The organism is Mycobacterium sp. NGS67, assembly GCF_059812185.1.
In genome coordinates, this window is sequence record NZ_JCALCF010000010.1 from 41,430 (window position 1) to 67,252 (window position 25,823).

General features: G+C 67.3%; 22 protein-coding genes and 1 other RNA gene. 9 read left to right on the forward strand and 14 right to left on the reverse strand.

Annotation, left to right across the window (positions count from 1 at the left end):
* Positions 1-132: 132 nt before the first annotated feature.
* From sucB to AC5Y4D_RS11655, 5 genes are all read left to right on the forward strand, one after another.
* On the forward strand, positions 133-2,031 hold the full coding sequence (gene sucB / locus AC5Y4D_RS11635; protein ID WP_500037198.1) for a 2-oxoglutarate dehydrogenase, E2 component, dihydrolipoamide succinyltransferase: 1,899 nt from the start codon (positions 133-135) through the stop codon (positions 2,029-2,031).
* Positions 2,032-2,046: 15 nt separating this feature from the next.
* Positions 2,047-2,958, forward strand: coding sequence for a TIGR01777 family oxidoreductase (locus tag AC5Y4D_RS11640; RefSeq protein WP_499945714.1), 912 nt, complete (start codon positions 2,047-2,049; stop codon positions 2,956-2,958).
* A gap of 315 nt (positions 2,959-3,273) precedes the next feature.
* On the forward strand, positions 3,274-3,963 hold the full coding sequence (gene lipB, locus AC5Y4D_RS11645) for a lipoyl(octanoyl) transferase LipB (protein WP_500037263.1): 690 nt from the start codon (positions 3,274-3,276) through the stop codon (positions 3,961-3,963).
* On the forward strand, positions 3,960-4,895 hold the full coding sequence (gene lipA, locus AC5Y4D_RS11650; RefSeq protein ID WP_500037199.1) for a lipoyl synthase: 936 nt from the start codon (positions 3,960-3,962) through the stop codon (positions 4,893-4,895). Before lipB ends, lipA begins: the two co-directional genes overlap by 4 nt.
* Before the next feature lie 26 nt (positions 4,896-4,921).
* The gene (locus AC5Y4D_RS11655) at positions 4,922-5,674 is read left to right on the forward strand and encodes a DUF4191 domain-containing protein (protein WP_499945710.1); all 753 of its coding nucleotides are present in this window, start codon (positions 4,922-4,924) and stop codon (positions 5,672-5,674) included.
* Positions 5,675-5,684: 10 nt separating this feature from the next.
* Here AC5Y4D_RS11655 and AC5Y4D_RS11660 read toward each other — a convergent pair whose 3' ends face one another.
* Positions 5,685-6,107 carry an RDD family protein gene (locus AC5Y4D_RS11660; protein WP_499945709.1) on the reverse strand — a complete coding sequence of 141 codons (423 nt, stop codon included), beginning with the start codon at positions 6,105-6,107 and terminating at the stop codon, positions 5,685-5,687.
* A 228-nt stretch (positions 6,108-6,335) separates the two neighbouring features.
* Here AC5Y4D_RS11660 and glnA (AC5Y4D_RS11665) point away from each other — a divergent pair, with 228 nt between their 5' ends.
* Together glnA (AC5Y4D_RS11665) and AC5Y4D_RS11670 are read left to right on the forward strand one after the other, a co-directional pair.
* Positions 6,336-7,772 (forward strand): type I glutamate--ammonia ligase, encoded by a 1,437-nt coding sequence (gene glnA, locus AC5Y4D_RS11665; protein WP_499945707.1) that lies wholly within the window; start codon positions 6,336-6,338, stop codon positions 7,770-7,772.
* 236 nt (positions 7,773-8,008) lie between these two features.
* Positions 8,009-9,604: a protein kinase family protein gene (locus tag AC5Y4D_RS11670; protein WP_500037200.1), complete on the forward strand. Its 1,596-nt coding sequence runs from the start codon at positions 8,009-8,011 to the stop codon at positions 9,602-9,604.
* Between the two features lie 37 nt (positions 9,605-9,641).
* Here the strand turns inward: AC5Y4D_RS11670 and AC5Y4D_RS11675 are convergent, their stop codons facing one another.
* The 6 genes from AC5Y4D_RS11675 to AC5Y4D_RS11700 form a co-directional block, all read right to left on the reverse strand.
* Positions 9,642-10,502, reverse strand: a complete 861-nt coding sequence (locus AC5Y4D_RS11675) for a TIGR03619 family F420-dependent LLM class oxidoreductase (RefSeq protein WP_500037201.1) — start codon at positions 10,500-10,502, stop codon at positions 9,642-9,644.
* A complete protein-coding gene (locus AC5Y4D_RS11680) occupies positions 10,499-11,146 on the reverse strand; it encodes a PaaI family thioesterase (protein WP_500037202.1) in 648 nt (215 codons plus the stop codon). The genes AC5Y4D_RS11675 and AC5Y4D_RS11680 overlap by 4 nt, the downstream gene beginning before the upstream one ends.
* Positions 11,143-14,142: a bifunctional [glutamine synthetase] adenylyltransferase/[glutamine synthetase]-adenylyl-L-tyrosine phosphorylase gene (locus AC5Y4D_RS11685; RefSeq protein WP_500037203.1), complete on the reverse strand. Its 3,000-nt coding sequence runs from the start codon at positions 14,140-14,142 to the stop codon at positions 11,143-11,145. The genes AC5Y4D_RS11680 and AC5Y4D_RS11685 overlap by 4 nt, the downstream gene beginning before the upstream one ends.
* Positions 14,143-14,216: 74 nt before the next feature.
* Entirely contained in the window at positions 14,217-15,557 is a 1,341-nt protein-coding gene (gene glnA, locus AC5Y4D_RS11690; RefSeq protein WP_499945700.1) for a type I glutamate--ammonia ligase, read from the reverse strand.
* 66 nt (positions 15,558-15,623) lie between these two features.
* Positions 15,624-17,177: an alpha/beta hydrolase gene (locus tag AC5Y4D_RS11695; RefSeq protein ID WP_499945755.1), complete on the reverse strand. Its 1,554-nt coding sequence runs from the start codon at positions 17,175-17,177 to the stop codon at positions 15,624-15,626.
* 141 nt (positions 17,178-17,318) lie between these two features.
* Positions 17,319-18,878: an alpha/beta hydrolase gene (locus tag AC5Y4D_RS11700; protein ID WP_500037204.1), complete on the reverse strand. Its 1,560-nt coding sequence runs from the start codon at positions 18,876-18,878 to the stop codon at positions 17,319-17,321.
* Positions 18,879-19,169: 291 nt separating this feature from the next.
* Between AC5Y4D_RS11700 and panB the strand changes: the two genes are divergently transcribed.
* Positions 19,170-20,012, forward strand: coding sequence for a 3-methyl-2-oxobutanoate hydroxymethyltransferase (gene panB, locus AC5Y4D_RS11705; RefSeq protein ID WP_500037205.1), 843 nt, complete (start codon positions 19,170-19,172; stop codon positions 20,010-20,012).
* 6 nt (positions 20,013-20,018) lie between these two features.
* Here panB and AC5Y4D_RS11710 read toward each other — a convergent pair whose 3' ends face one another.
* Positions 20,019-20,240 carry a hypothetical protein gene (locus AC5Y4D_RS11710; protein WP_499945696.1) on the reverse strand — a complete coding sequence of 74 codons (222 nt, stop codon included), beginning with the start codon at positions 20,238-20,240 and terminating at the stop codon, positions 20,019-20,021.
* Positions 20,241-20,324: 84 nt separating this feature from the next.
* On the opposite strand from AC5Y4D_RS11710, the gene AC5Y4D_RS11715 reads away from it, so the two are divergent.
* Positions 20,325-21,875, forward strand: coding sequence for a CYTH and CHAD domain-containing protein (locus AC5Y4D_RS11715; RefSeq protein ID WP_500037206.1), 1,551 nt, complete (start codon positions 20,325-20,327; stop codon positions 21,873-21,875).
* Between the two features lie 8 nt (positions 21,876-21,883).
* On the opposite strand, the gene AC5Y4D_RS11720 is transcribed toward AC5Y4D_RS11715, so the two are convergent.
* The 6 genes from AC5Y4D_RS11720 to AC5Y4D_RS11745 form a co-directional block, all read right to left on the reverse strand.
* The gene (locus AC5Y4D_RS11720) at positions 21,884-22,267 is read right to left on the reverse strand and encodes a type II toxin-antitoxin system VapC family toxin (protein ID WP_500037207.1); all 384 of its coding nucleotides are present in this window, start codon (positions 22,265-22,267) and stop codon (positions 21,884-21,886) included.
* Positions 22,264-22,494, reverse strand: a complete 231-nt coding sequence (locus tag AC5Y4D_RS11725; protein ID WP_500037208.1) for a type II toxin-antitoxin system Phd/YefM family antitoxin — start codon at positions 22,492-22,494, stop codon at positions 22,264-22,266. Before AC5Y4D_RS11725 ends, AC5Y4D_RS11720 begins: the two co-directional genes overlap by 4 nt.
* A gap of 44 nt (positions 22,495-22,538) precedes the next feature.
* Complete coding sequence (locus tag AC5Y4D_RS11730) at positions 22,539-23,159, reverse strand: DsbA family protein (RefSeq protein ID WP_500037264.1); 621 nt, start codon at positions 23,157-23,159, stop codon at positions 22,539-22,541.
* A 94-nt stretch (positions 23,160-23,253) separates the two neighbouring features.
* Positions 23,254-23,662, reverse strand: an RNA gene (gene rnpB / locus AC5Y4D_RS11735) — RNase P RNA component class A.
* 283 nt (positions 23,663-23,945) lie between these two features.
* On the reverse strand, positions 23,946-25,073 hold the full coding sequence (locus AC5Y4D_RS11740) for a bifunctional RNase H/acid phosphatase (protein WP_499945692.1): 1,128 nt from the start codon (positions 25,071-25,073) through the stop codon (positions 23,946-23,948).
* A complete protein-coding gene (locus AC5Y4D_RS11745; RefSeq protein ID WP_499945691.1) occupies positions 25,070-25,807 on the reverse strand; it encodes a zinc ribbon domain-containing protein in 738 nt (245 codons plus the stop codon). Before AC5Y4D_RS11745 ends, AC5Y4D_RS11740 begins: the two co-directional genes overlap by 4 nt.
* Between the last annotated feature and the right edge of the window lie 16 nt (positions 25,808-25,823).

Consider the following 25,823-nt stretch of genomic DNA (forward strand, 5'->3'; position numbering starts at 1 on the left):
CATGTGCTGCGACGACCGCACGTGACAGGATGAGTTTTGACATCCACGCGGGTTTCGTACCCGGTGCACGACCATGTGGTAAGCCAGAGGTCGAGCTGTGCCGACCGACGACCGATCGAGGAGTCAACAAAGATGGCCTTCTCCGTTGAGATGCCGGCACTTGGTGAAAGCGTCACCGAGGGAACCGTGACCCGCTGGCTCAAGCAGGAAGGCGACACGGTCGAGGTCGACGAGCCCCTGGTCGAGGTCTCGACCGACAAGGTCGACACCGAGATCCCGTCGCCGGCCGCGGGCGTGCTGACCAAGATCATCGCCCAGGAAGACGACACGGTCGAGGTCGGCGGCGAGCTTGCCGTCATCGGTGACTCCGAGGATGACACCGACAGCGACGACAGCGACGACACCCAAGACAGCGCCGACACCCAAGACGACACCGACGACGGCGACGACGAGGACAGCGCGCCCGCCCAGCAGGAATCGGTTGCCGAAGAGGAAGAGCCTGCGCAGGACGACGACGAGCCCGAGCCCGAGCCGGCGAAAGACGAATCCGGTGAGGATTCCGGCGACGGGGATTCGACCCCGGTGTTGATGCCCGAACTCGGCGAGTCGGTCACCGAAGGCACCGTGACGCGCTGGCTGAAGAGCGTCGGCGACTCGGTGCAGGTCGACGACCCGCTGGTGGAGGTGTCCACCGACAAGGTCGACACCGAGATCCCGTCGCCGGTGGCCGGTGTCCTGGTCAGCATCACCGCCGAAGAGGACGACGTCGTTGAGGTCGGCGGTGAGTTGGCGCGCGTCGGCAGCAAGGACTCGGGCTCGAAACCCAAGAAGTCCGAGCCCAAGGAAGAGGCGAAGAAAGAGTCCGAGCCGAAGCAGAAGAAAGAGCCCGAGTCCGAGGAAGACGCCCAGCAAGCGCCCCCGGAAGAGGCCAAAGAAGAAGAAGCCAAGGAAGAGCCGAAAAAAGAGCCCAAAAAGGAACCGAAAAAAGAGCCGGAGGACGAATCCCAAGCGGAACCCAAGGGAAAGGCCAACGAGCCGCTCAAGGCCGAACCCGCGTCGACTCACAAAGAGCCCACCGAATCGGACGGCACCCCGTATGTCACTCCGTTAGTGCGAAAGTTGGCTTCGGAGAACAACATCGACCTGTCCGAGGTGACCGGCACGGGCGTGGGCGGCCGCATCCGCAAACAGGATGTGCTGGCGCTTGCCGAGAAGAAGACAGCGAAGAAAGACGCGCCCGCCGCCGAAGCGCCCACAGCCGCGCCGGAGAAGAAAGCCCCTGCCGCCGCGACGTCCTCGTTGGCGCACCTGCGCGGCACCACGCAGAAGGCCAGCCGGATCCGTCAGATCACCGCCAAGAAGACCCGCGAATCACTGCAACTCACGGCCCAGCTCACCCAGACCCACGAGGTCGACATGACCAGGATCGTGGCGCTGCGCGCGCGGGCCAAAGCGGCGTTCGCCGAACGCGAGGGCGTGAACCTGACCTATCTGCCGTTCATCGCACGCGCGGTCATCGACGCCCTCAAGGCACACCCCAACGTCAACGCCAGCTACAACGAAGAGAGCAAGGAGATCACCTACTACGACGCCGAGCACCTCGGGTTCGCCGTCGACACCGAGCAGGGGCTGCTCTCCCCCGTCATCCACAACGCCGGCGACCTGTCGCTGGCCGGGCTGGCCCGCGCCATCGCCGACATCGCCTCCCGGGCACGCTCGAACAAACTCAAGCCCGACGAGCTTTCCGGGGGCACGTTCACCATCACCAACATCGGCAGCCAGGGCGCGCTGTTCGACACCCCGATCCTGGTGCCGCCGCAGGCCGCCATGCTGGGCACCGGCGCCATCGTCAAGCGGCCCCGGGTGATCGTCGACGACCTGGGCAACGAGTCGATCGGGGTCCGCTCGATCAGTTATCTGCCGCTGACCTACGATCATCGCCTCATCGACGGTGCCGACGCCGGGCGCTTCCTCACCACCGTCAAGCACCGGCTCGAAGAGGGTGCCTTCGAGGCCGATCTAGGACTGTAGGGAAGCTTCCGTACTGTGGCCAAAGCCGTTGTCGCCATAGCGGGTTCATCTGGGTTGATCGGCTCGGCGTTGCGCGCGGCGCTGCGCGCGGCCGACCATGACGTGCTGCGGATCGTGCGGCGTGCGCCGGCCAATTCCGAAGAGCTGCACTGGGATCCAGAGGGCGGCGAGTTCGACCCCGACGCCCTCGTCGACGTCGACGTGGTGGTCAACCTGTGTGGCGTCAACGTCGGCCAGCGGCGGTGGTCGGGAGCGTTCAAGCAGAGCCTGCGGGACAGCCGGATCGCACCGACCGAAGTGCTGGCCGCCGCCGTCGCCGACGCGGGCGTGGGCACCCTGATCAACGCCAGCGCGGTCGGCTACTACGGCGACACCAAGGACCGCGTGGTCGACGAAAACGCCCCGGCCGGAAGGGGATTCCTGGCTCAGCTGTGTGTGGATTGGGAAGCGGCCACGCTGCCGGCCCAGTACGAGGGCACCCGGGTGGTGTTGGCCCGCACCGGCGTGGTGGTCGCTCCGTCGGGCGGCGCGCTGCGGATGATGCGGCCGGTGTTCTCGATCGGTCTGGGCGCCCGGCTCGGCAGCGGCCGCCAGTACATGTCCTGGATCAGCCTCGAAGACCAGGTGCGCGCCCTGCTGTTCGCCATCTCGCACCCCACGTTGTCCGGCCCGGTCAACATGACCGGGCCCGCGCCCGTCACCAACGCCGAGTTCACCACCGCGTTCGGGCGCGCGATCAACCGCCCGACTCCGTTGGTGCTGCCCGGCTTCGCGGTGCGCGCGGCCCTCGGTGAATTCGCCGACGAGGGACTGCTCACCGGTCAGCGGGCCATTCCGACGGCCTTGGAGCGGGCCGGTTTTCAGTTCCACCACAACACGATCGGTGAGGCGCTGCATTACGCCACCGCCCGCCGCGACGGGGATTAGCGCGCGTCTGAGCAAGGTTCGGCGGGGCTTTCTTGCAACATGCCACGAAACTTTCACAGGCACGGTTCACGCGGCAGCTTGCTCGAGCCGGTCCACGGCCTTGAGCGTGAATCCTCGGCGTTGGTTGTGAAATGACGGCTTTCGGAGTGAACCCACGGTGGGAAAATCGGCGCGATTCCGCCCAGGCTTCACTCGCGAAGCCCACGATTCACACTGAACGCCCACGATTCACACTGAACGCGACAGTGACCAAAGCCGACGCCGCGCCGTGACGCTCGGGCGGTTCCGGCCGGTAGCGTGGCGTTCGTGACCAAGGTGACGGAGTCGATCCGCGCCGCCACCAGCGCGATCGACATCCGCCAGCTGGGCAGCGTCGACTACGGTGCCGCCTGGCAGCTGCAGCGCGAGTTGGCCGACTCCCGGGTCGCCGGTGGCGCCGACACGCTGTTACTGCTGGAACACCCCGCCGTCTACACCGCCGGACGTCGCACCGAACCGCAGGAACGCCCGCTGGACGGCACTCCCGTCGTGGACACCGATCGCGGCGGCAAGATCACCTGGCATGGCCCCGGCCAGCTGGTCGGCTACCCGGTCATCGGGCTGGCCGAGCCGCTGGACGTGGTGAATTACGTGCGGCGTCTGGAAGAAGCCCTCATCCGGGTGTGCCGCGAGGTCGGGGTGGAAGCCGGGCGGGTCGAAGGACGCTCGGGGGTGTGGATCCCCGGCCGGCCGGCGCGCAAAGTCGCCGCCATCGGGGTCCGGGTGGCACGCGCGACGACGCTGCACGGGTTCGCGCTCAACTGCGACTGCGACCTGGCTGCGTTCACCGCGATCGTGCCGTGCGGCATCAGCGACGCCGGCGTGACGTCGTTGTCTGCCGAACTGCAGCGCACGGTCACCGTCGAGGAGGTACGCGGCGCCGTCGCCGACGCCGTCTGCGCCGCACTCGACGGGCTGCTTCCGGTCCGGGAACACGACATCACCCGCGTAACATCGACGTCGTGACTGTCGCACCCGAAGGCCGCAAATTGCTGCGTCTGGAGGTGCGCAACGCCCAGACACCCATCGAGCGCAAACCGCCGTGGATCAAGACGCGGGTCCGGATGGGGCCGGAGTACACCGAGCTCAAGAGCCTGGTCCGGCGCGAGGGTCTGCACACGGTCTGCGAGGAAGCCGGCTGCCCCAACATCTTCGAATGCTGGGAGGACCGGGAAGCCACCTTCCTGATCGGCGGCGACCAGTGCACCCGCCGGTGCGACTTCTGTCAGATCGACACCGGAAAGCCCGCCGACCTCGACCGCGACGAACCCCGCCGGGTCGCCGAGAGCGTCCAGACCATGGGGTTGCGGTATGCCACCGTCACCGGAGTCGCCCGCGACGACCTGCCCGACGGCGGGGCCTGGCTGTATGCGCAGACGGTGCGCGCCATCAAGGAGCTGAACCCCGACACCGGTGTCGAACTGCTGGTCCCCGACTTCAACGGCGAACCCGCCCGGCTCGCCGAGGTCTTCGAATCAAATCCAGAAGTGTTGGCGCACAACGTCGAAACCGTGCCACGCATCTTCAAGCGGATCCGGCCGGCGTTCACTTACCAGCGCAGCCTGGACGTTCTGGGCGCGGCGCGCGAGGCCGGCCTGGTCACCAAGAGCAATCTCATCCTCGGCCTGGGCGAAACTCCCGACGAGGTGCGCATCGCGCTGGCCGATCTGCACGCGGCGGGTTGCGACATCGTCACCATCACCCAGTACCTGCGCCCGTCGGCCCGACACCATCCCGTCGAACGGTGGGTCACTCCCGAGGAGTTCGTCGGCTTCGCGCAATACGCCGAGGGGTTGGGCTTCGCCGGCGTGTTGGCCGGGCCGCTGGTGCGCTCTTCGTATCGGGCCGGGCGGCTCTACGAACAGGCCCGCACCGCGCGCACCTCGACGCCCGGCTAACCGGCGCGTACGTATCCTTGGTGACTATGGCCAAACCCCGAACTGTTGCCGAGAACAAGGCCGCCAAGGCCGAGGCGACGGCCGCCCGCAAGGCGGCGTCCAGAGACCGTCGCAAGCAGCTGTGGCAGGCGTTCAACATCCAGCGCAAGCAGGACAAGCGGCTGTTGCCGTACATGATCGTCGCTTTCGTGCTGATCGCCGGCACGTCGGTGGGGGTCGGGATTTGGGCCGGCGGTCTCACCGCAATCATGATGCCGGTGTTCGGCCTGGTGCTGGGCGCGCTGGTGGCGTTCATCATCTTCGGACGCCGCGCCCAGAAGAGCATCTACCGCCAAGCCGAGGGCCAGGCCGGGGCGGCGGCATGGGTGCTGGACAACATGCGCGGGAAATGGCGGGTGACCCCCGGGGTGGCGCAGACCGGTCATTTCGACGCGGTACACCGGGTGATCGGCCGGCCGGGTGTCATCTTCGTCGGGGAAGGGTCGACGGGCCGCGTCAAGCCGCTGCTGGCGCAGGAGAAGAAGCGCACGGCGCGCATCGTGGGCGACATTCCGATCTACGACATCATCGTCGGCAACGGCGAGGGCGAGATTCCGCTGGCCAAGCTGGAGCGCCACCTGACCCGGCTGCCGGCCAACATCTCCGCCAAGCAGATGGACTCATTGGAGTCGCGGTTGGCCGCGCTGGGATCGCGGGCCGGGACCGGCATGCTGCCGAAGGGGCCGCTGCCGAACTCGGGCAAGATGCGCGGCGTCCAGCGCACCGTGCGCCGCAAATAGCCCGCGCCCGTCAGCGTCGCAGTATCGCGGTGTTGGTCAGCCTGTCCTGCAGCCCCCGCCCGTCGGCATCGGTGAACAGCGGTGGGACCACCAGGAAGATCAGCACGCCACGTGCCAAGGACCGTCCGATGCCGATCGGCAGCCGACCGTCCACGGCCGCCACTTGCAGTCCCAGCACCAGCTGACCGGGACTGACACCGAACAGTCGCACCGACACCGCACCCAGCACCAGCCAGACGACCAACTGCATCGTGGACAAGACCGTGTCCGGAATCGCACCGAGCGTCAGAGCCAGCAGCGCAAGCCCGCCCGCGATCAGCCAGTCGACCAGCAGGGCCAGCAACCGGCGCCCCATCGGGGCCAGCGAACCCGACCCGGACTGCGGCAAGCCCAGCGCCTGACCCGGATAACCGGCAGTCGATTCCTGCGTCACCGTGTTCGTCCGGTCACCACATGTCCGGGTGCCGGTACAGCGCAGTGCCGCACTGACACGTGACCGGTTACGATCTTGCGGGCCATGGCTTCAACAATAGGGCTCCGGACTTGCCCGAGCTCTGCTGCGGTGCCGTGGTACGTAACGCCCGCGCAATACGGGGTTGACGGACTTGTAACAACACGTCCCTAGCGTCGGCCGCGAATCACCGAGTAAAAGGAGCCTTCTGTGACGGATAAGACGCCCGACGACGTCTTCAAACTTGCCAAAGACGAAAACGTCGAGTTTGTCGACGTCCGTTTCTGCGACCTGCCGGGAATCATGCAGCACTTCACGATCCCGATTTCGTTCTTCGACGAGAGCGTGTTCGAGGACGGCCTGGCCTTCGACGGCTCGTCCATCCGCGGTTTCCAGTCGATCCACGAGTCCGACATGCTGCTGCTCCCGGACCCCGTCACGGCGAAGATCGACCAGTTCCGCGAAGCCAAGACGCTGAACCTGAACTTCTTCGTGCACGACCCGTTCACCCTCGAGCCCTATTCCCGCGATCCCCGTAACGTCGCCCGCAAGGCCGAGAACTATCTGATCAGCACCGGCATCGCCGACACCGCCTACTTCGGCGCCGAGGCCGAGTTCTACATCTTCGACTCGGTGAGCTTCGACTCACGCACCAACGGTTCGTTCTACGAGGTGGACGCTATCTCGGGCTGGTGGAACACCGGCGCCCCGAACGAGGCCGACGGCAGCCCCAACCGCGGGTACAAGGTCCGCCCCAAGGGTGGGTACTTCCCGGTGGCGCCCGTCGACCACTACGTCGACCTGCGCGACAAGATGCTCACCAACCTGATCAACGCCGGGTTCAGCCTGGAGAAGGGCCACCACGAGGTCGGCACCGGCGGTCAGGCCGAGATCAACTACAAGTTCAACACGCTGCTGCACGCCGCCGACGACATGCAGCTGTACAAGTACATCGTCAAGAACACCGCGTGGCAGAACGGCAAGACCGTCACGTTCATGCCCAAGCCGCTGTTCGGTGACAACGGTTCGGGCATGCACACCCACCAGTCGCTGTGGAAGGACGGCACCCCGCTGATGTACGACGAGACCGGGTACGCCGGCCTGTCGGACACCGCACGCCACTACATCGGCGGTCTGCTGCACCACGCGCCGTCGCTGTTGGCGTTCACCAACCCGACGGTGAACTCCTACAAGCGCCTGGTGCCGGGCTACGAAGCCCCGATCAACCTGGTGTACAGCCAGCGCAACCGCTCGGCGTGTGTCCGCATCCCGATCACCGGCAGCAACCCGAAGGCCAAGCGGCTGGAGTTCCGCTGCCCCGACTCGTCGGGCAACCCGTACCTGGCGTTCTCGGCCATGCTGATGGCCGGCCTGGACGGCATCAAGAACAAGATCGAGCCGCAGGCGCCGGTCGACAAGGACCTCTACGAGCTGCCGCCGGAGGAGGCCGCCAACATCCCGCAGGCTCCGACCCAGCTGTCGGCGGTGATCGACCGGCTCGAGGAGGACCACGAGTACCTCACCGAGGGTGGGGTGTTCACGACGGACCTGATCGAGACGTGGATCAACTTCAAGCGGGAGAACGAGATCCTGCCGGTCCAGATCCGGCCGACCCCGTACGAGTTCGCGCTGTACTACGACGTGTAACCCGTATCACCCCCTGCTGGACCCCTTTTTCGACGAAGCCACCCGCGCCGCAATCCGTTGCGGCAAGGGTGGTTTCGTCTTTGTCGGTCGCGGTCGGCGGCAACGAGGCAATCGGCGAGCAGCCGCGTAGGGGTTTGGGACGGCACAGGCGCGGCTATGTGAATGAGCAACCATTCACAGCATCGGTTCGCGTCCCGGGCGATGCGATCGATGCCTTGCGGGAACGAGACGAAGCGATGACCGGCAGCCAGCCCTTTGCGCCGGAGGCGACGACACGGATCTCCTATCTGTGGACCGAACCGCGTTCGCCCAGTGGAGAGCGGAACCCCCTGGTCGCGGGCGCCACCATCGCAAGCGGCCGGATCCGGTTGATGCTGTTCTACGGCGAGTCGCCGCATCTGCAATTTTGGCAAGCCGCCGACACGGTCACCGGGCAACATCTGGCGGTCACGATCGTCGATCCGGAGAATGCCCTGCCCAAAGCGGCTGTCGATGCGATCCTTGCCCGCACCGCGAGTCTGCGGGGTATCGACTCGCCCCACCTGGCAACGGTGATCGACGTGGGTCGCGACTACTGCGGCGGGGTGGTGGTCTCCGCATGGCTACGCGGTGCCACCTTGAGAGAGGTAGCCGATATCGGCCTGTCGCCCACCCGCGTCGCCGATGCCGTGTCATCTCTTGCCGAAGCCGCGGACGCCGCGCATCGGGCTGGATTGATGTTGTCCATCGACCATCCGGCTCGGATCCGGGTCAGTAGGGACGGGAGTGCCGCGTTGGCCTTTCCGGCGACGATGCCGGACGCGACCGCACGTGACGACCTCCGCGGCATCGGTGCGGTCATGTATGCCCTGCTGGTCAACCGCTGGCCCTCCAAAACCGAAGGCGTGAGCCAGGATTGGCGTCACGCCGAACTGGATGCCGAAGGTCGCATCAAGGAACCCGCAGCCTTCGACCCGCGTGTTCCGTTCCTCATCTCGTCCACCGCCGCCGGCCTGGTTCGTGACGGAGAGGGTATCCGCAGCGCCAAGACACTCACGACGTTGCTGCGCGAAGCCAGTGCCGAAGCCAAACACGCCGCGGATCCCGCCACGACTCAGGAGCTGCTTGCGGTACCCGCCCCGGGTAGCTATGCCGGCTTCCGCAATTTCGGGCCGGCCGAGCGGGCCGAACACGCGCGCCGTCAGCTCGTCAAGACGTGCCTCGGGACGGCGGCGGCGATCGTCCTGGTGCTGTTGCTCAGCTTCGCCACCACACTCAGCCGGGTGGTGGGCGTCTTGGACACCGACGTCGCGATGGACGGGCACAAGCTGGGGCTCCAGGCGACCCAGACGTCCCAGCCCTCGCCCGTGCCGACTCTGGTGGCAGCCGGCCCGGGACCGCTCAAACCGCTTCAGGCAGTGGTGTTCTCCCCCGGCGGTGCGCCGGACAGCCCGGATTCCGCAGGCCTGGCGATCGACGGCAACCCCGGCACCGCCTGGTCGACCGACACCTACTTCGACCCGCAGCCGTTCCCCAGGTTCAAAGACGGTGTGGGACTGCTTCTGCAGCTTCCGCAACCGACATCGCTCAGCAATGTCACCGTCGACCTGAACAGCACCGGCACCGTGATACAGATCCGGTCATCGGCGACGGCAACGCCCGCGAAGCTCTCCGACACCGCCGAACTCAGTCCCCCCACCGCCGTGCATCCCGGCCACAACGTCATTCCGGTAACCGCCTCCGCGCCAACGACATTCGTGTTGGTTTGGATAAGCACTCTGGGCGCCACCGGCGGCCGGAGCCATTCCGATATCGCCGAAGTCAGTCTCGAGACCGCCGTTCAGGTCAGGTGACCGACACCTCAGAGCTTCGGGCGGCGCCCGATGATCATCACCCGTCGAGACCCAGATCCTTGCGGAAGCGCCGCATGCCGTCGATCTTGTCCGACAGCGACGCATCCGGGCCGCTGTAGAACATCCACGGCATGGTGATGATGCCGGTGATGCCGGCCTCCTCGGCGCGCCGGTAGTCGGCGGCGGTGAACGCGTCGGTCAGCGGGGTCAGGACCGTGAAACCGTCCATGGACAAACCGTTTTCGGTCCGCAGCTGGCGCAGCCGGACGACGGCTTCCACGGCACGCTCGGTCTTGATCAGATCCCCGATCCAACCGTCGTGGCGGGCGGCACGGCGCAGCGCGATGTCGCTGAGGCCGCCGACGTACACCGGTATCGGCGGCGGCGTCGGCTGCATCTCCAGGCGCGGCGCCTGGTAGAACCGGCCCTCGAATTCGGTCCAGCCCGGTTGCCACAACGCCCGCATCAACTCGATCATCTCGTCGGTGCGTTTGCCGCGCGCCTCGAACTGCTCCCCCATCAGCGTGAACTCTTCGCGGCACCAGCCCACGCCGATACCCAACTCCACCCGGCCGGAGGCCAAAACGGCCGCGGTGCCAATGGCTTTGGCCGCCGAATAGGGATTGCGCATCGCCGGGATGTAGACCGTGTTGACGAATTTCAGCCGCGTGGTGACCTGTGCGAGCGCACCGATGAGAACCCAGGGATCGGGCCAGTCGGTGAACGGCTGCCAGCGTCGTTGCCCGTCCTTGGTGTACGGGTACGGGGTCTCCAGCGTCTCCAGGTTGACGACGTGGTCGGGGATGCCGATGCCGTCGTAGCCGAGTTCGTCTGCGGCCTTGGCTATTTCGATGATCTGCGGGGTGTTCAGGAACGCGCTGCTGACGTAGAACGTCACTGCCCGTTCCTCACCCAAGAAGGCTCGATGAAGACACCGTCGGCTTCGACCGTGACACCCGCGGCATCCGAAATGGTGCCCCGCGCAAACACTTTGACGCCCTCTTTGCGCTCGATCCAGGCGTCGCAACGCAGCGGCCCCAGCGGAGTGCCGCGCAGATACTTCACCGTGATGGTCCCGGTGAAGCGCGGCTTGGAGAGTCCCTCGCTGGCCGCCTCTCCGAGCATGTGGTCGAGCACCAACGCGCTGACACCGCCGTGCACCAGTGTGGGTGGACCCTCGTAGGCGCAGCCGAGGACGAATTCGGACCAGCACCTCCCACCGCCTTCGTGCTGCACGACGATCGGTGGCGCGATCGGATTGCACACGCCCACAACGGCATTGCCCAACGGCAGGGGACGGTCGCCGACGCGGTAGCTGACCCTGCCGGGCCGGGTTCGTTGCCGCAGCGACTCGGTGACCTCCGCGATCGTGGCCGTCGCCGCAGCGACGGCGTCGTCGTCTGCCTCGGTGCGGATGGTCGCGTCCAGGAGTTCCCGGACGGCCTGCGCCAGCGGCGCATACAAGGCGGTCACCCGGCCCGCCTCCGCGGCGCTCAACTCCTCGAAGTCGACGCCGCCCAGCGCCCCCATCTCCTGACTCAACTGCCGAACACCTTGCGCACCACCGCTTTCGCCCGTCGCGTCACCCGAAGATAGTTGTCCAAGAACTCTCCGCCGTCGTCGTTGTGCCACCCGGCGGCGACCGCCACGGCGTTGAGCTGACGTCCCGGTCCGGGCAGCTGGTCGGTGGGCTTGCCCCGGACCAGCACCAGCGCGTTGCGGGCGGCGGTGGCGGTCAGCCACGCCTGCCGCAACAGGTCGACCTCGTCGTGGTCGACCAGACCGGTCTCGGCGATCACGTCCAGCGACTGCAACGTCGAAGTGTTGTGCAGGGCTTCGATCTCGTGGGCGTGCTGCAGCTGCAGCAGCTGCACGGTCCACTCGATGTCGGCCAGGCCGCCGCGGCCCAGCTTGGTGTGGGTGTTCGGGTCGGCGCCGCGCGGCAACCGCTCGGACTCCACGCGCGCCTTGATCCGGCGGATCTCGTGCACCGTCTCGGCCGACACCCCGTGCGCGGGATAGCGAGTCTTGTCGATCATCAGCAGGAACCGTCTGCCCAGCTCCGGGTCGCCGGCCACCGCGTGCGCGCGCAGCAAGGCCTGCACCTCCCACGGCTGCGCCCACTGCGCGTAGTAGGCCTCGTACGAGGCCAGGGTGCGCACCAGCGGGCCGTTGCGGCCCTCCGGCCGCAGGTTGGCGTCGACCTCCAGCGGCGGATCCACGCTGGGTGTCCCCAAATGCTTGCGGACCTGCTCGGCGACCGTCGTCGCCCACTTCACCGCCTGGGAGTCCGGCACGCCCTCGGTCGGCTCGCAGACGAACATCACGTCGGCATCCGAGCCGTAGCCCAGCTCCGCGCCACCCAGCCGACCCATCCCGATGACCGCAAGCGCCGCCGGCGCGCGCCCGTCCTCGGGCAGGTTGGCGCGCACCACCGCATTGAGCGCGGCCTGCAGCACGGCGACCCAGATCGAGGTCAGCGCTGCGCACACCTCCCGGACTTCGAGCATCCCGAACAGGTCCGCCGAGCCGATGCGGGCCAGCTCGCGACGGCGCAGCGTCCGCGCGGAGCTGACGGCACGCGCCGGGTCGCTGTAGCGTCCCGCCGAGGCGACCAGCGCGCGCGCCACCGCCACCGGCTCGGTCTCGAGCAGCTTGGGCCCGGACGCGCCGTCCCCGTAGGACTGGATGACCTCCGGTGCGCGCATCAACAGGTCGGGCACGAACGCCGACGTGCCGAGCACATGCATCAGACGCCGGCCCACGGTCGGTTTGTCGCGCAGCGTCGCCAGGTACCACGTCTGGGCGGCCAGCGCCTCGCTGAGTTTGCGGTAGGCCAGCAGCCCGCCGTCGGGGTCGGGCGCGTAGGACAGCCAGTCCAGCAGTCGCGGCATCAGCACCGACTGCACCCGGCCGCGCCGGCCGCTGAGGTTGACCAGCGCCGACATGTGCTTCAGCGCGATCTGCGGCGCCTCGTAGCCCAGCGCGCCCAATTGACGCGCCGCGGCCTCCGGGGTCATGCGGCCGCCGGCGATCTCCAGTCCGGCCGGGCCGACGGACTCCAGCAGCGGCTGATAGAACAACTTGGCGTGCAGCCGGGAGACCCGGACGTTCTGGTGCTTGAGTTCCTCGCGCAACACCCCGGCCGCGTCGTGGCGTCCGTCGGGGCGGATGTGCGCCGCGCGGGCCAGCCAGCGCACCGCCTCGTCGTCGTCGGACTCGGGCAGCAGGTGGGTGCGCTTGAGCCGCTGCAGTTGCAACCGGTGCTCGAGCAGTCGCAGGAACTCGTAGGAGGCGATCATGTTCGCCGTATCCTCGCGCCCGATGTAGCCGCCCTCACCCAACGCCGTGAGCGCGTCCACCGTGGAGGCGACGTGCAGCGAGTCGTCGCTGCGGCCGTGCACCAACTGCAGCAGCTGCGCGGCGAACTCCACGTCACGCAACCCGCCGCTGCCCAGTTTGAGCTCACGGCCGCGGATGTCGGCGGGCACCAGCTGTTCCACCCGGCGCCGCATGGCCTGCACCTCGGGCACGAAATCCTCGCGCTCGCAGGCGGTCCACACCATCGGCATCAACGCTTCGAGGTATCGCTCGCCGAGTTCGGGGTCCCCGGCCGCGGGCCGGGCTTTCATCAACGCCTGGAACTCCCAGGTCTTGGCCCAACGCTGGTAGTACGCGACGTGCGACTCCAGCGTCCGGACCAGCTCACCGCTGCGACCCTCCGGGCGTAGCCCCGCGTCGACTTCGAAGAACGCCTCCGACGCCAGCCGCATCATCTCCCCGGCGACGCGGTTGCTGATCGGGTCGGCACGCTCGCCGACGAAGATCACGTCCACATCGCTGACGTAATTCAGTTCGCGCGCACCGCATTTGCCCATCGCGATGACGGCCAGTCGCGGTGATGCGCGATCGCCGCACACCGCATTCTCGGCGACGCGCAACGCGGCCGCCAGGGCGGCGTCGGCAGTGTCGGAGAGCTGCGCGGCGACCGTGGTGAACGGCAGCACCGGCTCGTCCTCCACCGTCGCGGCCAAATCCAGCGCGGCCAGCACCAACAGCTGATCGCGGTACTTCGCCCGCAACCGGTGCACGACCGTACCGGGCGCGCCCGAGGATTCCTCGGCGCATTCCAGGAACGACGCGCGCAACTCGGCGCGGGACGGCAGTTCGACCTTGCCCCGCAACAGTTTCCACGACTGCGCGTTGGCGATCAGATGATCTCCCAGCGCCAGTGAGGAACCCAGCACCGCGAACAACCGACCGCGCAGGCCGAGCTCGGTCAGCAGTGCCGCGTTCAGTTCGTCCCAGTCGGCGTCGGGATTCTCCGAGAGCCGGATCAGCGCACGCAACGCGGCGTCGGCGTCCGGCGCGCGGGACAACGACCAGAGCAGATCGACGTGCGCCTGGTCGTCGTGGCGGTCCCACCCCAGTTGGGACAGCTGGGCACCGGCTCGCGGGTCCACCAGTCCGAGGCGGCCGACGCTGGGCAGCTTGGGTCGCTGCGTCGTCGGCTTGGTCACGACACGCGCCGACGACAATGCAGGGCGAAGCGATGAGGAGTGGCGCCCACGACAATGACGGTAGCGCAGTGGGCCTGTCGGTCGCCGATCAGCTACAGCGACAGGTAGGAGCGCAGCTCGAACGGCGTGACGTGGCTGCGGTAGTTGGCCCACTCCGCGCGCTTGTTGCGCAAGAAGAAGTCAAATACGTGCTCCCCCAACGCCTCCGCGACCAGCTCGGAGGATTCCATGGCACGCAACGCGTTGTCCAGACTGGACGGCAGTTCGCGGTAGCCCATGGTGCGGCGTTCCTCGGGTGTGAGGTCCCAGACGTTGTCCTCGGCCTGCGGGCCCAGCACGTAACCCTTCTCCACGCCGCGCAGTCCGGCGGCCAGCAGCACCGCAAACGTCAGGTAGGGGTTGCACGCCGAGTCGGGGCTGCGCACCTCGACCCGCCGCGACGACGTCTTGTGCGGGGTGTACATCGGAACCCGCACCAGCGCGGAGCGGTTGGCCGCGCCCCAGGACGCCGCGGTCGGCGCCTCACCGCCGTGCACCAGCCGCTTGTAGGAGTTCACCCACTGGTTGGTGACGGCGCTGATCTCCGAGGCGTGTTCGAGTATCCCGGCGATGAAGGACTTTCCGACTTCGGACAGTTGCAGCGGGTCGTCGTCACTGTGGAAAGCGTTCACGTCGCCTTCGAACAGGCTCATGTGGGTGTGCATCGCCGAACCCGCGTGCTGTCCGAACGGCTTGGGCATGAACGACGCGCGCACGCCTTCGTCCAGCGCCACCTCTTTGATGACGTAGCGGAAGGTCATCACGTTGTCGGCCATCGACAGCGCATCGGCGAACCGCAGGTCGATCTCCTGCTGTCCGGGCGCACCTTCGTGATGGCTGAATTCCACCGAGATGCCCATGAATTCCAGCGCGTCGATCGCGTGGCGACGGAACTTCGACGCGGACTCGTGCACCGCCTGGTCGAAGTATCCGGCGTTGTCGATAGGCACCGGCTCCGACCCGTCCTCCGGACCGGGCTGCAGCAGGAAGAACTCGATCTCGGGGTGCACGTAGCAGGAGAACCCGAGGTCGTTGGCCTTCTGCAACTGGCGCCGCAGCACGTGGCGCGGGTCCGCCCAGGACGGCGAGCCGTCCGGCATGGTGATGTCGCAGAACATCCGGGCCGAGTGGTAGTGGTCGGTTTTGTCGGCCCACGGCAGCACCTGGAAGGTCGACGGGTCGGGGTGCGCGACCGTGTCGGATTCCGACACCCGGGCGAAGCCTTCGATCGACGATCCGTCGAAGCCGATGCCTTCTTCGAAGGCCCCTTCGAGTTCGGCCGGCGCTATCGCAACCGACTTGAGATACCCGAGCACGTCGGTGAACCACAGCCGGACGAAACGGATGTCGCGCTCTTCCAGCGTGCGGAGGACGAACTCCTTCTGCCGATCCATACCCGCACCCTAGGCATGCTCTGTTAAATCCGTGTTACCGATGCCTCGCCAGACGCGTTGCGGTGCTCATCCCTGGCAGCGCAAATTGGGTGGCGGCAGCGTCAGATCGAGGAAGTAGCGGACCACGGCCGCGTCCACGCAATTGTTGCCGTCGAACACCGCGGTGTGCTGGGTTCCGTCGTAGGTGATCAGTGTGCCGCCCAATTGCCGGGCCAGGTCGACGCCGGCCTGGTAGGGGGTGGCCGGGTCGTGCGTGGTCGAGACGACGACGACCTTGCCCGGCGGGGCCGGTGCCGCAGTGTGCGGCGTGGAGGTCGCCGGCACCGGCCACAACGCGCAGATGTCGCGGGGAGCGGCACCGGTGAACTGGCCGTAGCTCAAAAAGGGGGCCACCTCGCGGAGGCGCCGATCGGCCGAGACCCAGGACGCGGCGTCGGTCGGTGTCGGCGCGTCGACACATCGGATCGCGTTGAACGCATCCTGGCCGTTGTCGTAGTGCCCCTGCTTGTCCCGGCCGTTGTAGTCGTCGGCCAGCAGCAGCAGGTCTCCCGCGTCGGTGCCGCGCTGCAGTCCCAGCAGGCCGCTGGTCAGATACTTCCAGTGCTGGGGCGTGTAGAGCGCGTTGATGGTGCCGGTGGTCGCGTCGGCGTAGCTCAACCCACGCGGATCCGAAGTCTTGCCCGGCTTGGCGACGAGCGGGTCGATCAGAGCGTGGTAGCGGCTCACCCATTGGGCTGGATCGGTGCCCAACGGGCAGGCGGTCGACTTCGCGCAGTCCGCGGCGTAGTCGTTGAACGCGGTCTGAAAGCCCGCCATCTGGTTGACGGTCTGGTCGATCGGGCCGATCATCGGGTCGATGGCGCCGTCGAGCACCATCGCCCGCACGTGCGGTGCGAACCTTTCGATATAGGCGGTGCCCAGTTGGGTCCCGTAGCTGTAGCCGAGATAGTTGATCTGCTCGTCGCCCAGCGCCTGACGCACCAGGTCCATGTCGCGCGCGGCCGACGCCGTGCCGATGTTGGCCAGGAATGCCTGACCCAGCCGGTCTGCGCAGTGCTGGGCGATTTCCCGGTACAGCTGCTCGATGTGCGCGACTCCGGCGGGACTGTAGTCCACCATCGGATCACGCCGGTAGGCGTCGAACTCGGCGTCGGTGCGGCAGCGCAGTTCCGGCGTCGAGTGGCCCACCCCGCGCGGGTCGAATCCGACCAGGTCGAAATGCCGGGCGATGTCGGTGTCTTGAAGGTTGGGCGCCATGCCGGCGACCATGTCCACCGCGGACGCGCCGGGCCCGCCCGGGTTGACCAACAGCGATCCGATCCGCTGCCCGGAAGCCGGGATTCGAATCACCGCCAGTTTCGCTTGCGCCCCGGCCGGTTTGTCGTAGTCGACGGGCACCGCCACCGTGGCGCACTGCGCGGTGGGTATGTCGGTGGTGTCTCCGACGAGGTCGCGGCAGGAGCCCCAGCTCTGTTGTGGCGTCGCGGCGGGCGCCGCCGGGACCGGGGTCTGCCCGCTGTCGGGCTCGGGAGTCGCGCCGGCGACCGACTGTCCGCAGCACACCAGTCCGAACGACAACAGCGCCGAGCTCACCGTTCTCAGGCGCAACATGGCCGAAATCGTCTCACCTTCGGATACCGCGGCAGGACGCGGAATGGTCACGCCTTGATCACTTGTCGGCCTTGTGCCGAGTGGGAATCACACGACGCGACACACCGCTGTACCGTCGCGCGATTCACGCTCGCGGGGTCGGGAGAGGACTCAGCAGGTCGCGCCGCTCGGTGGTGTGGTGCCGTTGATCAGGTAGGCGGTGACGTGGTCGTCGACGCAGTTGTCGCCCTGGAACACCACCGTGTGCTGGGTCCCGTTGAAGGTCAGCAGCGCGCCTTTGAGCTGCGCGGCCAGGTCGACTCCGGCCTGGTAGGGCGTGGCCGGGTCGTGGGTGGTCGACACGACGATGGTCGGCGGCAGCCCGGGGGCCGAGACGGGGTGCGGCCGGCTGGTCGGGGGCACCGGCCAGAACGCGCAGGTGCCCAGCGGCGCGAAGCCGGTGAACTTCCCGTAGCTCATGAACGGAGCGAGCTCGCGGGCGCGGCGATCTTCTTCGACGATCTTGGCGCGGTCGGTGATCGGCGGTTGGTCGACGCAATTGATGGCCACCCGCGCGTCCGTCGAGTTGTTGTAGTGACCGTGTGAGTCGCGACGCATGTACATGTCGGCCAACGCCAGCATGGTGTCGCCGCGGTGTTCGTCGGCCAGTTCGGTCAGGCCGTCGTTGAGGTGGTGCCACAGGTTGGGCGAATACAGCGCCATGATGGTGCCGACGATGGCGTCGCTGTAGCTCAGTCCGCGTGGGTCTTTCGTCTTCGCCGGCCTACTCACGGTCAGGTTGTCCGGATCGATCAGCGGGTTCACCAGATCGTGGTAGACGTCCACGGCCTTGGCCGGGTCGTTGCCCAGCGGGCAGCCCGCATCCTTGGCGCAGTCGGCGGCGAAGTCGTCGAACGCATCTTGAAAGCCCTTGGCCTGGCGCAGATCCGCCTCGATCGGGTCGGCGTTGGGGTCCACGGCGCCGTCCAAGATCATCGCCCGCACATTCTGCGGGAACGCCTCGGCGTAGGCCGCGCCGATCCGGGTGCCATAGGAATAGCCGAGGTAGGTCAGTTTGGCGTCACCCAGCGCTTTGCGGATCGCGTCGAGGTCCTTGGCCACATCGACCGTCCCGACGTTGGCCAGAAAGCCCTTGCCCATCTTGTCCACGCAGCGCTGCACGAACTGTTTGGTCTCGTTCTCCATGCGTTCCACGCCGGCCTGGCTGTAGTCGACCTGGGGCTCGGCCCGGAGCCGGTCGTTGTCGGCGTCGGAGTTGCACCAGATCGCGGGCCGCGATCCCGCTACGCCCCGAGGGTCGAAGCCCACCAGGTCGAATCGTTCGTGGACCCGTTTGGGCAGTGTCTGGAAGATGCCCAGCGCGGCCTCGATGCCTGACTCCCCGGGCCCACCGGGATTGATCACCAGCGAGCCGATCCTGTCCCCGGTCGCCGGGAAGCGAATCAGGCCCAGCGCCGCCACCTCACCGTCGGGGTGGGCGTAGTCGACGGGCACGGCGAGCTTCCCGCACATCGCGTTGCCGGGGATCTTGGCCGCGGGATTGGAGCTACGGCACGGTGTCCACACCACCGGCTGGCCCAACCGCGGCTCCGCCATGCGTGCGCGCCCGGCGACCACGTGGACGCAGCCGGCCAGAGTCAGCACCGCGGTGGCCAGAGCGGTCCAGACCAGCAGCAGGCGCGCGAGATGGGCGCGGCGACTCAGGCACATGGCTCCCCATGCTGCCAGAGGGCATCCACGGTCCTGGTCAGCGGCCAATTGCGGGGCTCGCCTTCTGCCCCGCGAACGTGCGCAGGTGTACCGCGACACTCCGCTGGCGTTGGCGATGTGTGCATCCTCGCGCGGTGGTACCGGCGGTGCACGCAGCTCGCGCGATGGCGCTTCTCACACGCTCCGGTCGGTGCATCCGCAGGTCCCAGATGGCAGAATGGCAGGGTCAGACGAACCCGGGGACCCTGATCTGGGCCACGAGGATCGACCCGACCACCTTTTAGGACAACGATGTCTGAGAACGTCTACGGTTCGAACGCTGCCGCCGCTTCGGCGCCCCGGCCCAAGATTCGCACCGTTCACCTGCAGAAATGGAAGTCCGAAGGCCACCGCTGGGGCATGCTCACGGCCTACGACTACTCCACCGCCCGGATTTTCGACGAGGCCGGCATCCCGGTGCTGCTGGTCGGCGACTCCGCCGCCAACGTCGTGTACGGCTACGACACCACGGTGCCGATCTCGATCGACGAACTGATCCCACTGGTCCGCGGTGTGGTGCGCGGCGCCCCGCACGCCCTGGTCGTCGCCGACCTACCGTTCGGCAGCTACGAGGCCGGCCCGGCGGCGGCACTGGCCTCGGCCACCCGGTTCATGAAGGAGGGCGGCGCGCACGCCGTCAAACTCGAGGGCGGTGAGCGGGTCGCCGAGCAGATCGCGTGCCTGACCGCCGCCGGCATCCCGGTGATGGCGCACATCGGTTTCACCCCGCAAAGCGTCAACACCCTGGGCGGGTTCAAGGTCCAGGGCCGCGGTGACGCCGCCGAACAGACCGTCGCCGACGCGATCGCCGTCGCCGAGGCCGGCGCGTTCGCCGTGGTGATGGAGATGGTGCCGGCGGAGTTGGCCACCCAGATCACCGGCAAGCTGACCATCCCGACCGTCGGGATCGGCGCCGGTCCCAACTGCGACGGCCAGGTGCTGGTGTGGCAGGACATGGCCGGCATGAGCGTCGGCAAGGCCGTGCGCTTCGTCAAGCGATTCGCCGACGTCGGTGGCGAATTACGGCGCGCCGCAACGCAATACGCCGAAGAGGTGGCCAGCGGCACGTTCCCGGCGGAAGAGCACTGCTTCTAGGCGCGGTTACCCGACGGCGGGCGGAGTGCCCCACAGGTCGACGACTTCGCCGATGTTGCGCAGCATCACATAGCGGTATCCCGATGCCTCCGCTTTCGCGGTGAACTCGTCGTAGGCAGCGCGCGCACCGGCCTCGTCGCCTTCGTACACAGTGGTCGGCACCGGCGGCACGCCCGTGCTCTGCTCGTCGGCTTCGCCGATCACGACGTTCCACGACTGCTCAGTCATGGCACCCACGCTAACCTGCCGCGTAACCCCGGTGTGGCACTCTATGGTTGCCCGTCCCGCCCCGATCCTCTTACTGGAGAACAAATGCCCGGTAAAGCGCCCAAGTCGGCGCGACATCTGGAGGTCGAGCGCAAGTTCGACGTGGTGGAGTCGACGGTGTCGCCGTCCTTCGAGGGCATCGCGGCGGTGGCGCGGGTGGAGAAGTCGCCGGTCCAGGAACTGGATGCGGTCTACTTCGACACCCCGGCGCAGGACTTGGCGCGCCACAAGATCACGCTGCGCCGCCGCACCGGCGGAACTGACGCCGGCTGGCATCTGAAGTTGCCCGCCGGACCCGATTCACGCACCGAGATCCACGCCTCGTTGGACTCATCCGACGACGACACGGTGCCGCCCGAGTTGCTGGACGTGGTGCTGGCCATCGTGCGTGACCGTCCGGTCGAGCCGGTCGCGCGCATCACCACGCGACGCGAACGCCAAGTCCTCTACGACGGCGAGGGTGCGGCGCTGGCCGAGTTCAGCGACGACCACGTCACCGCCTGGTCTGCCCCTGAACGCTCCGACGGCTCGGACGACACTGAGCCCGACGAGCAGCATTGGCACGAATGGGAACTTGAGATTCTCGACACCGACGAGGCCGCCGACCAGACCGCGAACCACGAGCTACTCCACCGGCTGAGCAATCGGCTGCTGGACGCCGGGGCAGCGCCGGCCGGGCACGGGTCGAAGCTGGCGCGGGTGCTCGACAAGACTGCGCAACCGGCCAGCGCCCCGCCGCCCTCCGATCCGGTGCATAGGGCGGTTGCCAAGCACGTCGAGGAGCTGGTCGCCTGGGATCGTGCCGTGCGTGACGACGTCTACGACTCCGTGCACCAGATGCGGGTGATCACCCGCAAGATCCGCAGTCTGCTCAAGGATTCCCAGGAATTGTTCGGATTGGCCGACGGCGCATGGGTTCTCGACGAACTGCGCGAACTCGCCGGTGTGCTGGGAGTAGCACGTGACGCCGAGGTGCTCGGTGAGCGGTACGAGCAGGCGCTCAACGATTTCGATGAGTCGTTGGTGCGCGGTCCGGTGTGGGAGCGTCTCGTCGAGGGGGCCCGGCGCCGCTACCAGATCGGGCTGCGGCGCTCGCTGGTGGCGATGCGGTCCAAGAGGTACTTCCGGTTGCTCGACGCGCTCGACGCGTTGGTGGCCAAGCGGCCGGTCACCCCGTTCGGCGAGGAACCGGCGCCCGTCACCATCGACGCGGCGTACAAGCGGGTGCGCAAAGCGGTGAAGAAGGCCGAAGCCGCGGAGAAAGCCGAAGACGACGCCGGCCAGGATGCGGACGAGGCGCTGCATGTCATCCGCAAGCGCGCCAAGCGGCTGCGCTATACCGCCGCGGCCACCGGGGACGACGAGGTCGCCGCGCAGGCCAAGGCGATCCAGGCGTTGCTCGGCGACCATCAAGACAGCGCGGTCAGCCGGGAACACCTGTTAGCCCAGGCCGACGCCGCGCACGCCGCTGGCGAAGACACCTTCACCTACGGTCTGCTGTATCAGCGGGAGAGCGATCTGGCCGAGAGCAGCACCGCGCAGCTGGACCCCGCGCTGCGCAAGCTGGACCAGGCGGTGAAGCGCGCCCGGCGCTGAGCGGCTCATCAGATCCTGGCGTCGATCGCGTCGGGTACCGCCGTAAGGAGTTTCGCGTCGGCAGTCAGCAAAGTGAGCCGCTCCACGGACGCCTGGGCGACCAGGATGGCGTCGAACGGATCCTGGTGCGGTAGCCCGGTCAGCTCGCAGGCGAGGGTGTGGCGACGCGTGATGGCAAGGTCCTGTAGTCCGGAGCGGCTGATCGCCTCGTCGAGGTGGTCGGGCAGCGTCAGCTTGCCGAGCGCCGACTTGATGGCCAGCTCCCAGGTGCACGCGGCGGAGACGAAAACCGCCGGGCTTTCGGTGATGTGTTCGCGCGCGCCGATTCCCAGCCGCGGGTTGTCTTCGAGAAGCCAGATCAGGACGTGAGTGTCCAGCAAGAGCCCGGTCATTCGATGCCGAACAAGGCGTTGAGGTCGCTGTCGGTGTCATCGAAGTGGTCTGTGTCGTAACGGAATTGGCCGGTGAGCCCGCCGAAGGCGATGTCGGCACGGTAGTGAGGCACCAGATCGGCCACTGGTTTACCGGCCCGCGCGATGGTGATCTTCTCGCCGTTTTCGACGCGAGTGAGCAGCTGCGACAGATGTGTCTTCGCGTCGTGGATGTTGACCGTCGCCATGAAGACCAGCCTAGTCGACTTAGTCTAGTCGGACTAGGCTGAGCTCAGTGCGGGAGTCGGTCCAGCCAGTTGGAGTTGCCGTCGACCGATTCACCGTCGATGACGACCATGGGCACGCCGGGATGGGGCAGAGCGCGCAGCAACACGAGGTTGTTCGCGGCGATGGAGCGCGGGTCGTAGGGGACCGGCAACCCGAGCTTGATCATTGCCTGCGCTGACGGCGGCGCGCCGGCTCGTTCGGCGAGGCCGGCGAGTTGATCGTTGCTCAGATCCGTCGGACCTTCTTCTTCCGGTTGCTGATCGGCGGAGAAGATCTGCTCGATGAACCGCCAGGTGATGTCGCTCGACTGTGAGTGATCGGCGACGACGTAGGACGCGTAGATCGCGCGGCTGTCGTAAGTGCCGCTGGCCGAGTACTTTTCGAGGAAATCGACGAATCGCAGATTGACGTGGAGACGGCCGGCCTCGATGCGGCGACCGATCTCGCTGCCCTGCTCGCGGATCATCTTCCCGCTGTGGGGGCACAGCGGATCCAGATACAACTCGATCTGGCCCGGCGCTGCCGGGTCGCCGATCGACAGGATGTCACCGGCCGAGGAGGCGTCGGCCGCGTATGCGCGTCCGGGGTTGGACACCAGCAGCGCGGCCAGCAGTCCGAGCGTCATCGCGACGGCAATCGATGTTCGGGCGGGCCGACTCACGGAAGCGCTCGCTGTCATAAGCACCATCATGTCGGAAGGATCGGCGGGTGATTCTGCGCGGACGAGTTGGCCTGTAAGCCGGATTCTGTTCCCCGCCGCCGCGGGGGTAACCAACGGCGGCGCGGCGGCGACCATCCATCTGGACACACCGTTGCCGGGTGCCTCGAGCGGCCTACCCGCAGACTCGGGCGAGCAGCCCTCGAACGTCTGCGCAGCCGCACTTTCGGTGCGGCCTTCTTGGCCTTGCTTCGGGTGGGGTTTGCCTAGCCATTCCGGTCACCCGGGATGCTGGTGCGCTCTTACCGCACCGTTTCACCCTTACCATCGCGAGGATGGCGGTCTGTTCTCTGTGGCACTTTCCCGCGAGTTGCCTCGGATTGCCGTTAGCAATCACCCTGCTCTGTGAAGTCCGGACTTTCCTCGACTCGCTACCACAAGGCACGAGCCGCGGCCGCCCGGCCAACTCGTCCGCGACGAACACGGTACTCCCTTGCCGTGAAATGTGTCAGCTGTCGCCACCCGCTCTCAACACGCCGAGCGTGTCGCCACTGCGAAAAACGGGCCCCCATTGTCAAGTGGTCAAGACAACATGGCGTGGTGGTGAGCGCCGAGCGTGTCGCTGTTGCGAAATTTCGGCCTGGATTTGGCAGTGGTTACACGTTCGGCGAAGGGGACCACGGGCAGGTTCGCCGAGCGTGTCGTCACTGCGAAAAACGGGCTCGATTTTGACAGTGGCTACACGCTCGGCGACTACAGGTAGGCCGTTTGGTTGACCAGGCGCACCGAAGAGGCGCCGTCGGGGTAGAACTCGGCGATGCTCAACGACGCCAGGTCCAGATGCATGCGGTACAACATGCCCGAACCCGCGTCCAACGCCATGCGCAGCAGCAACTTGATGGGGGTGACATGGGAGACCACCAACACGTTCTCGCCACCATAGGTGGCAAGGATGCGGTCGCGTCCCCGACGGACGCGCCGCAGCACGTCGTCGAAGCTCTCCCCGCCCGGCGGGACGGTGCCGGTGTCGTAGAGCCACCGACGGTGCAACTCGGGATCGCGTTCGGCGGCCTCGGTGAAGGTCAGACCCTCCCAGACTCCGAAGTCGGTTTCGATGAGGTCGTTGTCGACGATGACCTCCACCCCCAGCGCCCTGGCCGCCGTCGTCGCGGTGTCATGTGCGCGCTGCAGCGGCGAGGAGATGACGGCGGCGATCCCGCGCCGCTGGCTGAGATACCGCGCCGCCAAACCCGCTTGACGCCAACCAACTTCGTTCAGCGGTGGATTGCCGCGTCCTGAATAGCGGCGTTGCGCCGACATCTCGGTCTGCCCGTGCCGCAACAGCAGCAGCCGGGTGGGGACGCCGCGCGCACCGGTCCATCCCGGTCCTGTGGTGATTTCGTTGGGGGTTTCCGTCGTACCTTTGCGGGCCGCTTCGGTAACGGGCACCGCGACCTTGTCGACGCGACGGTCGGTCTGGGCCGCGGCGTCCATCGCGTCGTTGGCCAGCCGGTCGGCGTAGGCGTTCTGTTCCCGCGGAATCCACGAGTAGCTGATCCGGCGGAACTGCGACGCCAGCGACCGCGCCTCGGCGTGCAGTTCCACCAGGTCGGGGTGCTTGACCTTCCACCGCCCCGACATCTGTTCGACCACCAGCTTGGAGTCCATCAGCACCGAGGCTTCGGTGGCACCCATCTTCACGGCGTCGTCCAAACCGGCGATCAGACCGCGGTATTCGGCGACGTTGTTGGTCGCGCGGCCGATGGCGTGCTTGGACTCGGCCAGCACCGTCTGGTGATCGGCGGTCCACACCACCGCGCCGTACCCGGCGGGCCCCGGGTTGCCCCGCGATCCGCCGTCCGCTTCGATGACCACCTTCATCGCTCAAAACCTTTGACTCGCAACAGGATCGCACCGCATTCCGGGCAGCGCAGCACCTCGTCTTCGGAGGCGGCCGTGATGCGGGCCAATTCGCCGCGGCCGATCTCGATCCGGCAGGCGCCGCACCGATGTCCCTGCAGCGGTCCGGCGCCCGGTCCTCCCCCGGCCCGCAACCGTTCGTAGAGTGCCGAAAGCTCGGAGTCCAGCGACGCTTTCAACACTTCGCGCCGCGATGACTGTTCGCCGCGGGTCTGGTCGATCTCGGCCACCGCCGCGTCGAGGGCCTGCTGGGCGCCGGCCAGATCAGCCTGCAGTCCCTCGATGGTCATCGCCTCGGCGGCCTGCTGCGCCTGTAACTCTTCGCGGCTTTCCATGATTTCCAGCAGCGTGTCCTCCAGGCTGGCCTGACGACGCTGCAGAGTCTCCAGCTCGTGCTGCAGGTCGGAAAGCTGCTTGACGTCGGTGGCGCCGGAGGCGAGCAATGAGCGGTCGCGGTCTTCACGTTTGCGCACCGCGTCGATCTCCGATTCCAGACGCGACACTTCGGCGTCCAGGTCCTCGATCGCAATCTGCAGCGCGGCCAGTCGGTCACTGGCCGCGGTGTGCTCGCCGTGCACCCGCTCGTAGGCCTCGCGTTGCGGCAGATGGGCGGCGCGGTGCGCGATGCGGGACAGCTCGGCATCCAACGTCGCCAGTTCCAGCAGCGAACGCTGCTGTGCCACTTCGGCTTTCATGACGGGTCTCCTGGTC

Coding starts and splice junctions, on each gene's coding strand:
- sucB (WP_500037198.1), top strand. CDS start 133: ATGGCCTTCTCCGTTGAGATGCCGGCACTTGGTGAAAGCGTCACCGAG.
- AC5Y4D_RS11655 (WP_499945710.1), top strand. CDS start 4,922: ATGGCCAAACCCCGAACTGTTGCCGAGAACAAGGCCGCCAAGGCCGAG.
- AC5Y4D_RS11670 (WP_500037200.1), top strand. CDS start 8,009: ATGACCGGCAGCCAGCCCTTTGCGCCGGAGGCGACGACACGGATCTCC.
- glnA (WP_499945700.1), bottom strand. CDS start 15,557: ATGGATCGGCAGAAGGAGTTCGTCCTCCGCACGCTGGAAGAGCGCGAC.
- AC5Y4D_RS11700 (WP_500037204.1), bottom strand. CDS start 18,878: ATGTGCCTGAGTCGCCGCGCCCATCTCGCGCGCCTGCTGCTGGTCTGG.
- panB (WP_500037205.1), top strand. CDS start 19,170: ATGTCTGAGAACGTCTACGGTTCGAACGCTGCCGCCGCTTCGGCGCCC.
- AC5Y4D_RS11710 (WP_499945696.1), bottom strand. CDS start 20,240: ATGACTGAGCAGTCGTGGAACGTCGTGATCGGCGAAGCCGACGAGCAG.
- AC5Y4D_RS11715 (WP_500037206.1), top strand. CDS start 20,325: ATGCCCGGTAAAGCGCCCAAGTCGGCGCGACATCTGGAGGTCGAGCGC.
- AC5Y4D_RS11720 (WP_500037207.1), bottom strand. CDS start 22,267: ATGACCGGGCTCTTGCTGGACACTCACGTCCTGATCTGGCTTCTCGAA.
- AC5Y4D_RS11725 (WP_500037208.1), bottom strand. CDS start 22,494: ATGGCGACGGTCAACATCCACGACGCGAAGACACATCTGTCGCAGCTG.
- AC5Y4D_RS11730 (WP_500037264.1), bottom strand. CDS start 23,159: ATGACGCTCGGACTGCTGGCCGCGCTGCTGGTGTCCAACCCCGGACGC.
- AC5Y4D_RS11740 (WP_499945692.1), bottom strand. CDS start 25,073: ATGAAGGTGGTCATCGAAGCGGACGGCGGATCGCGGGGCAACCCGGGG.
- AC5Y4D_RS11745 (WP_499945691.1), bottom strand. CDS start 25,807: ATGAAAGCCGAAGTGGCACAGCAGCGTTCGCTGCTGGAACTGGCGACG.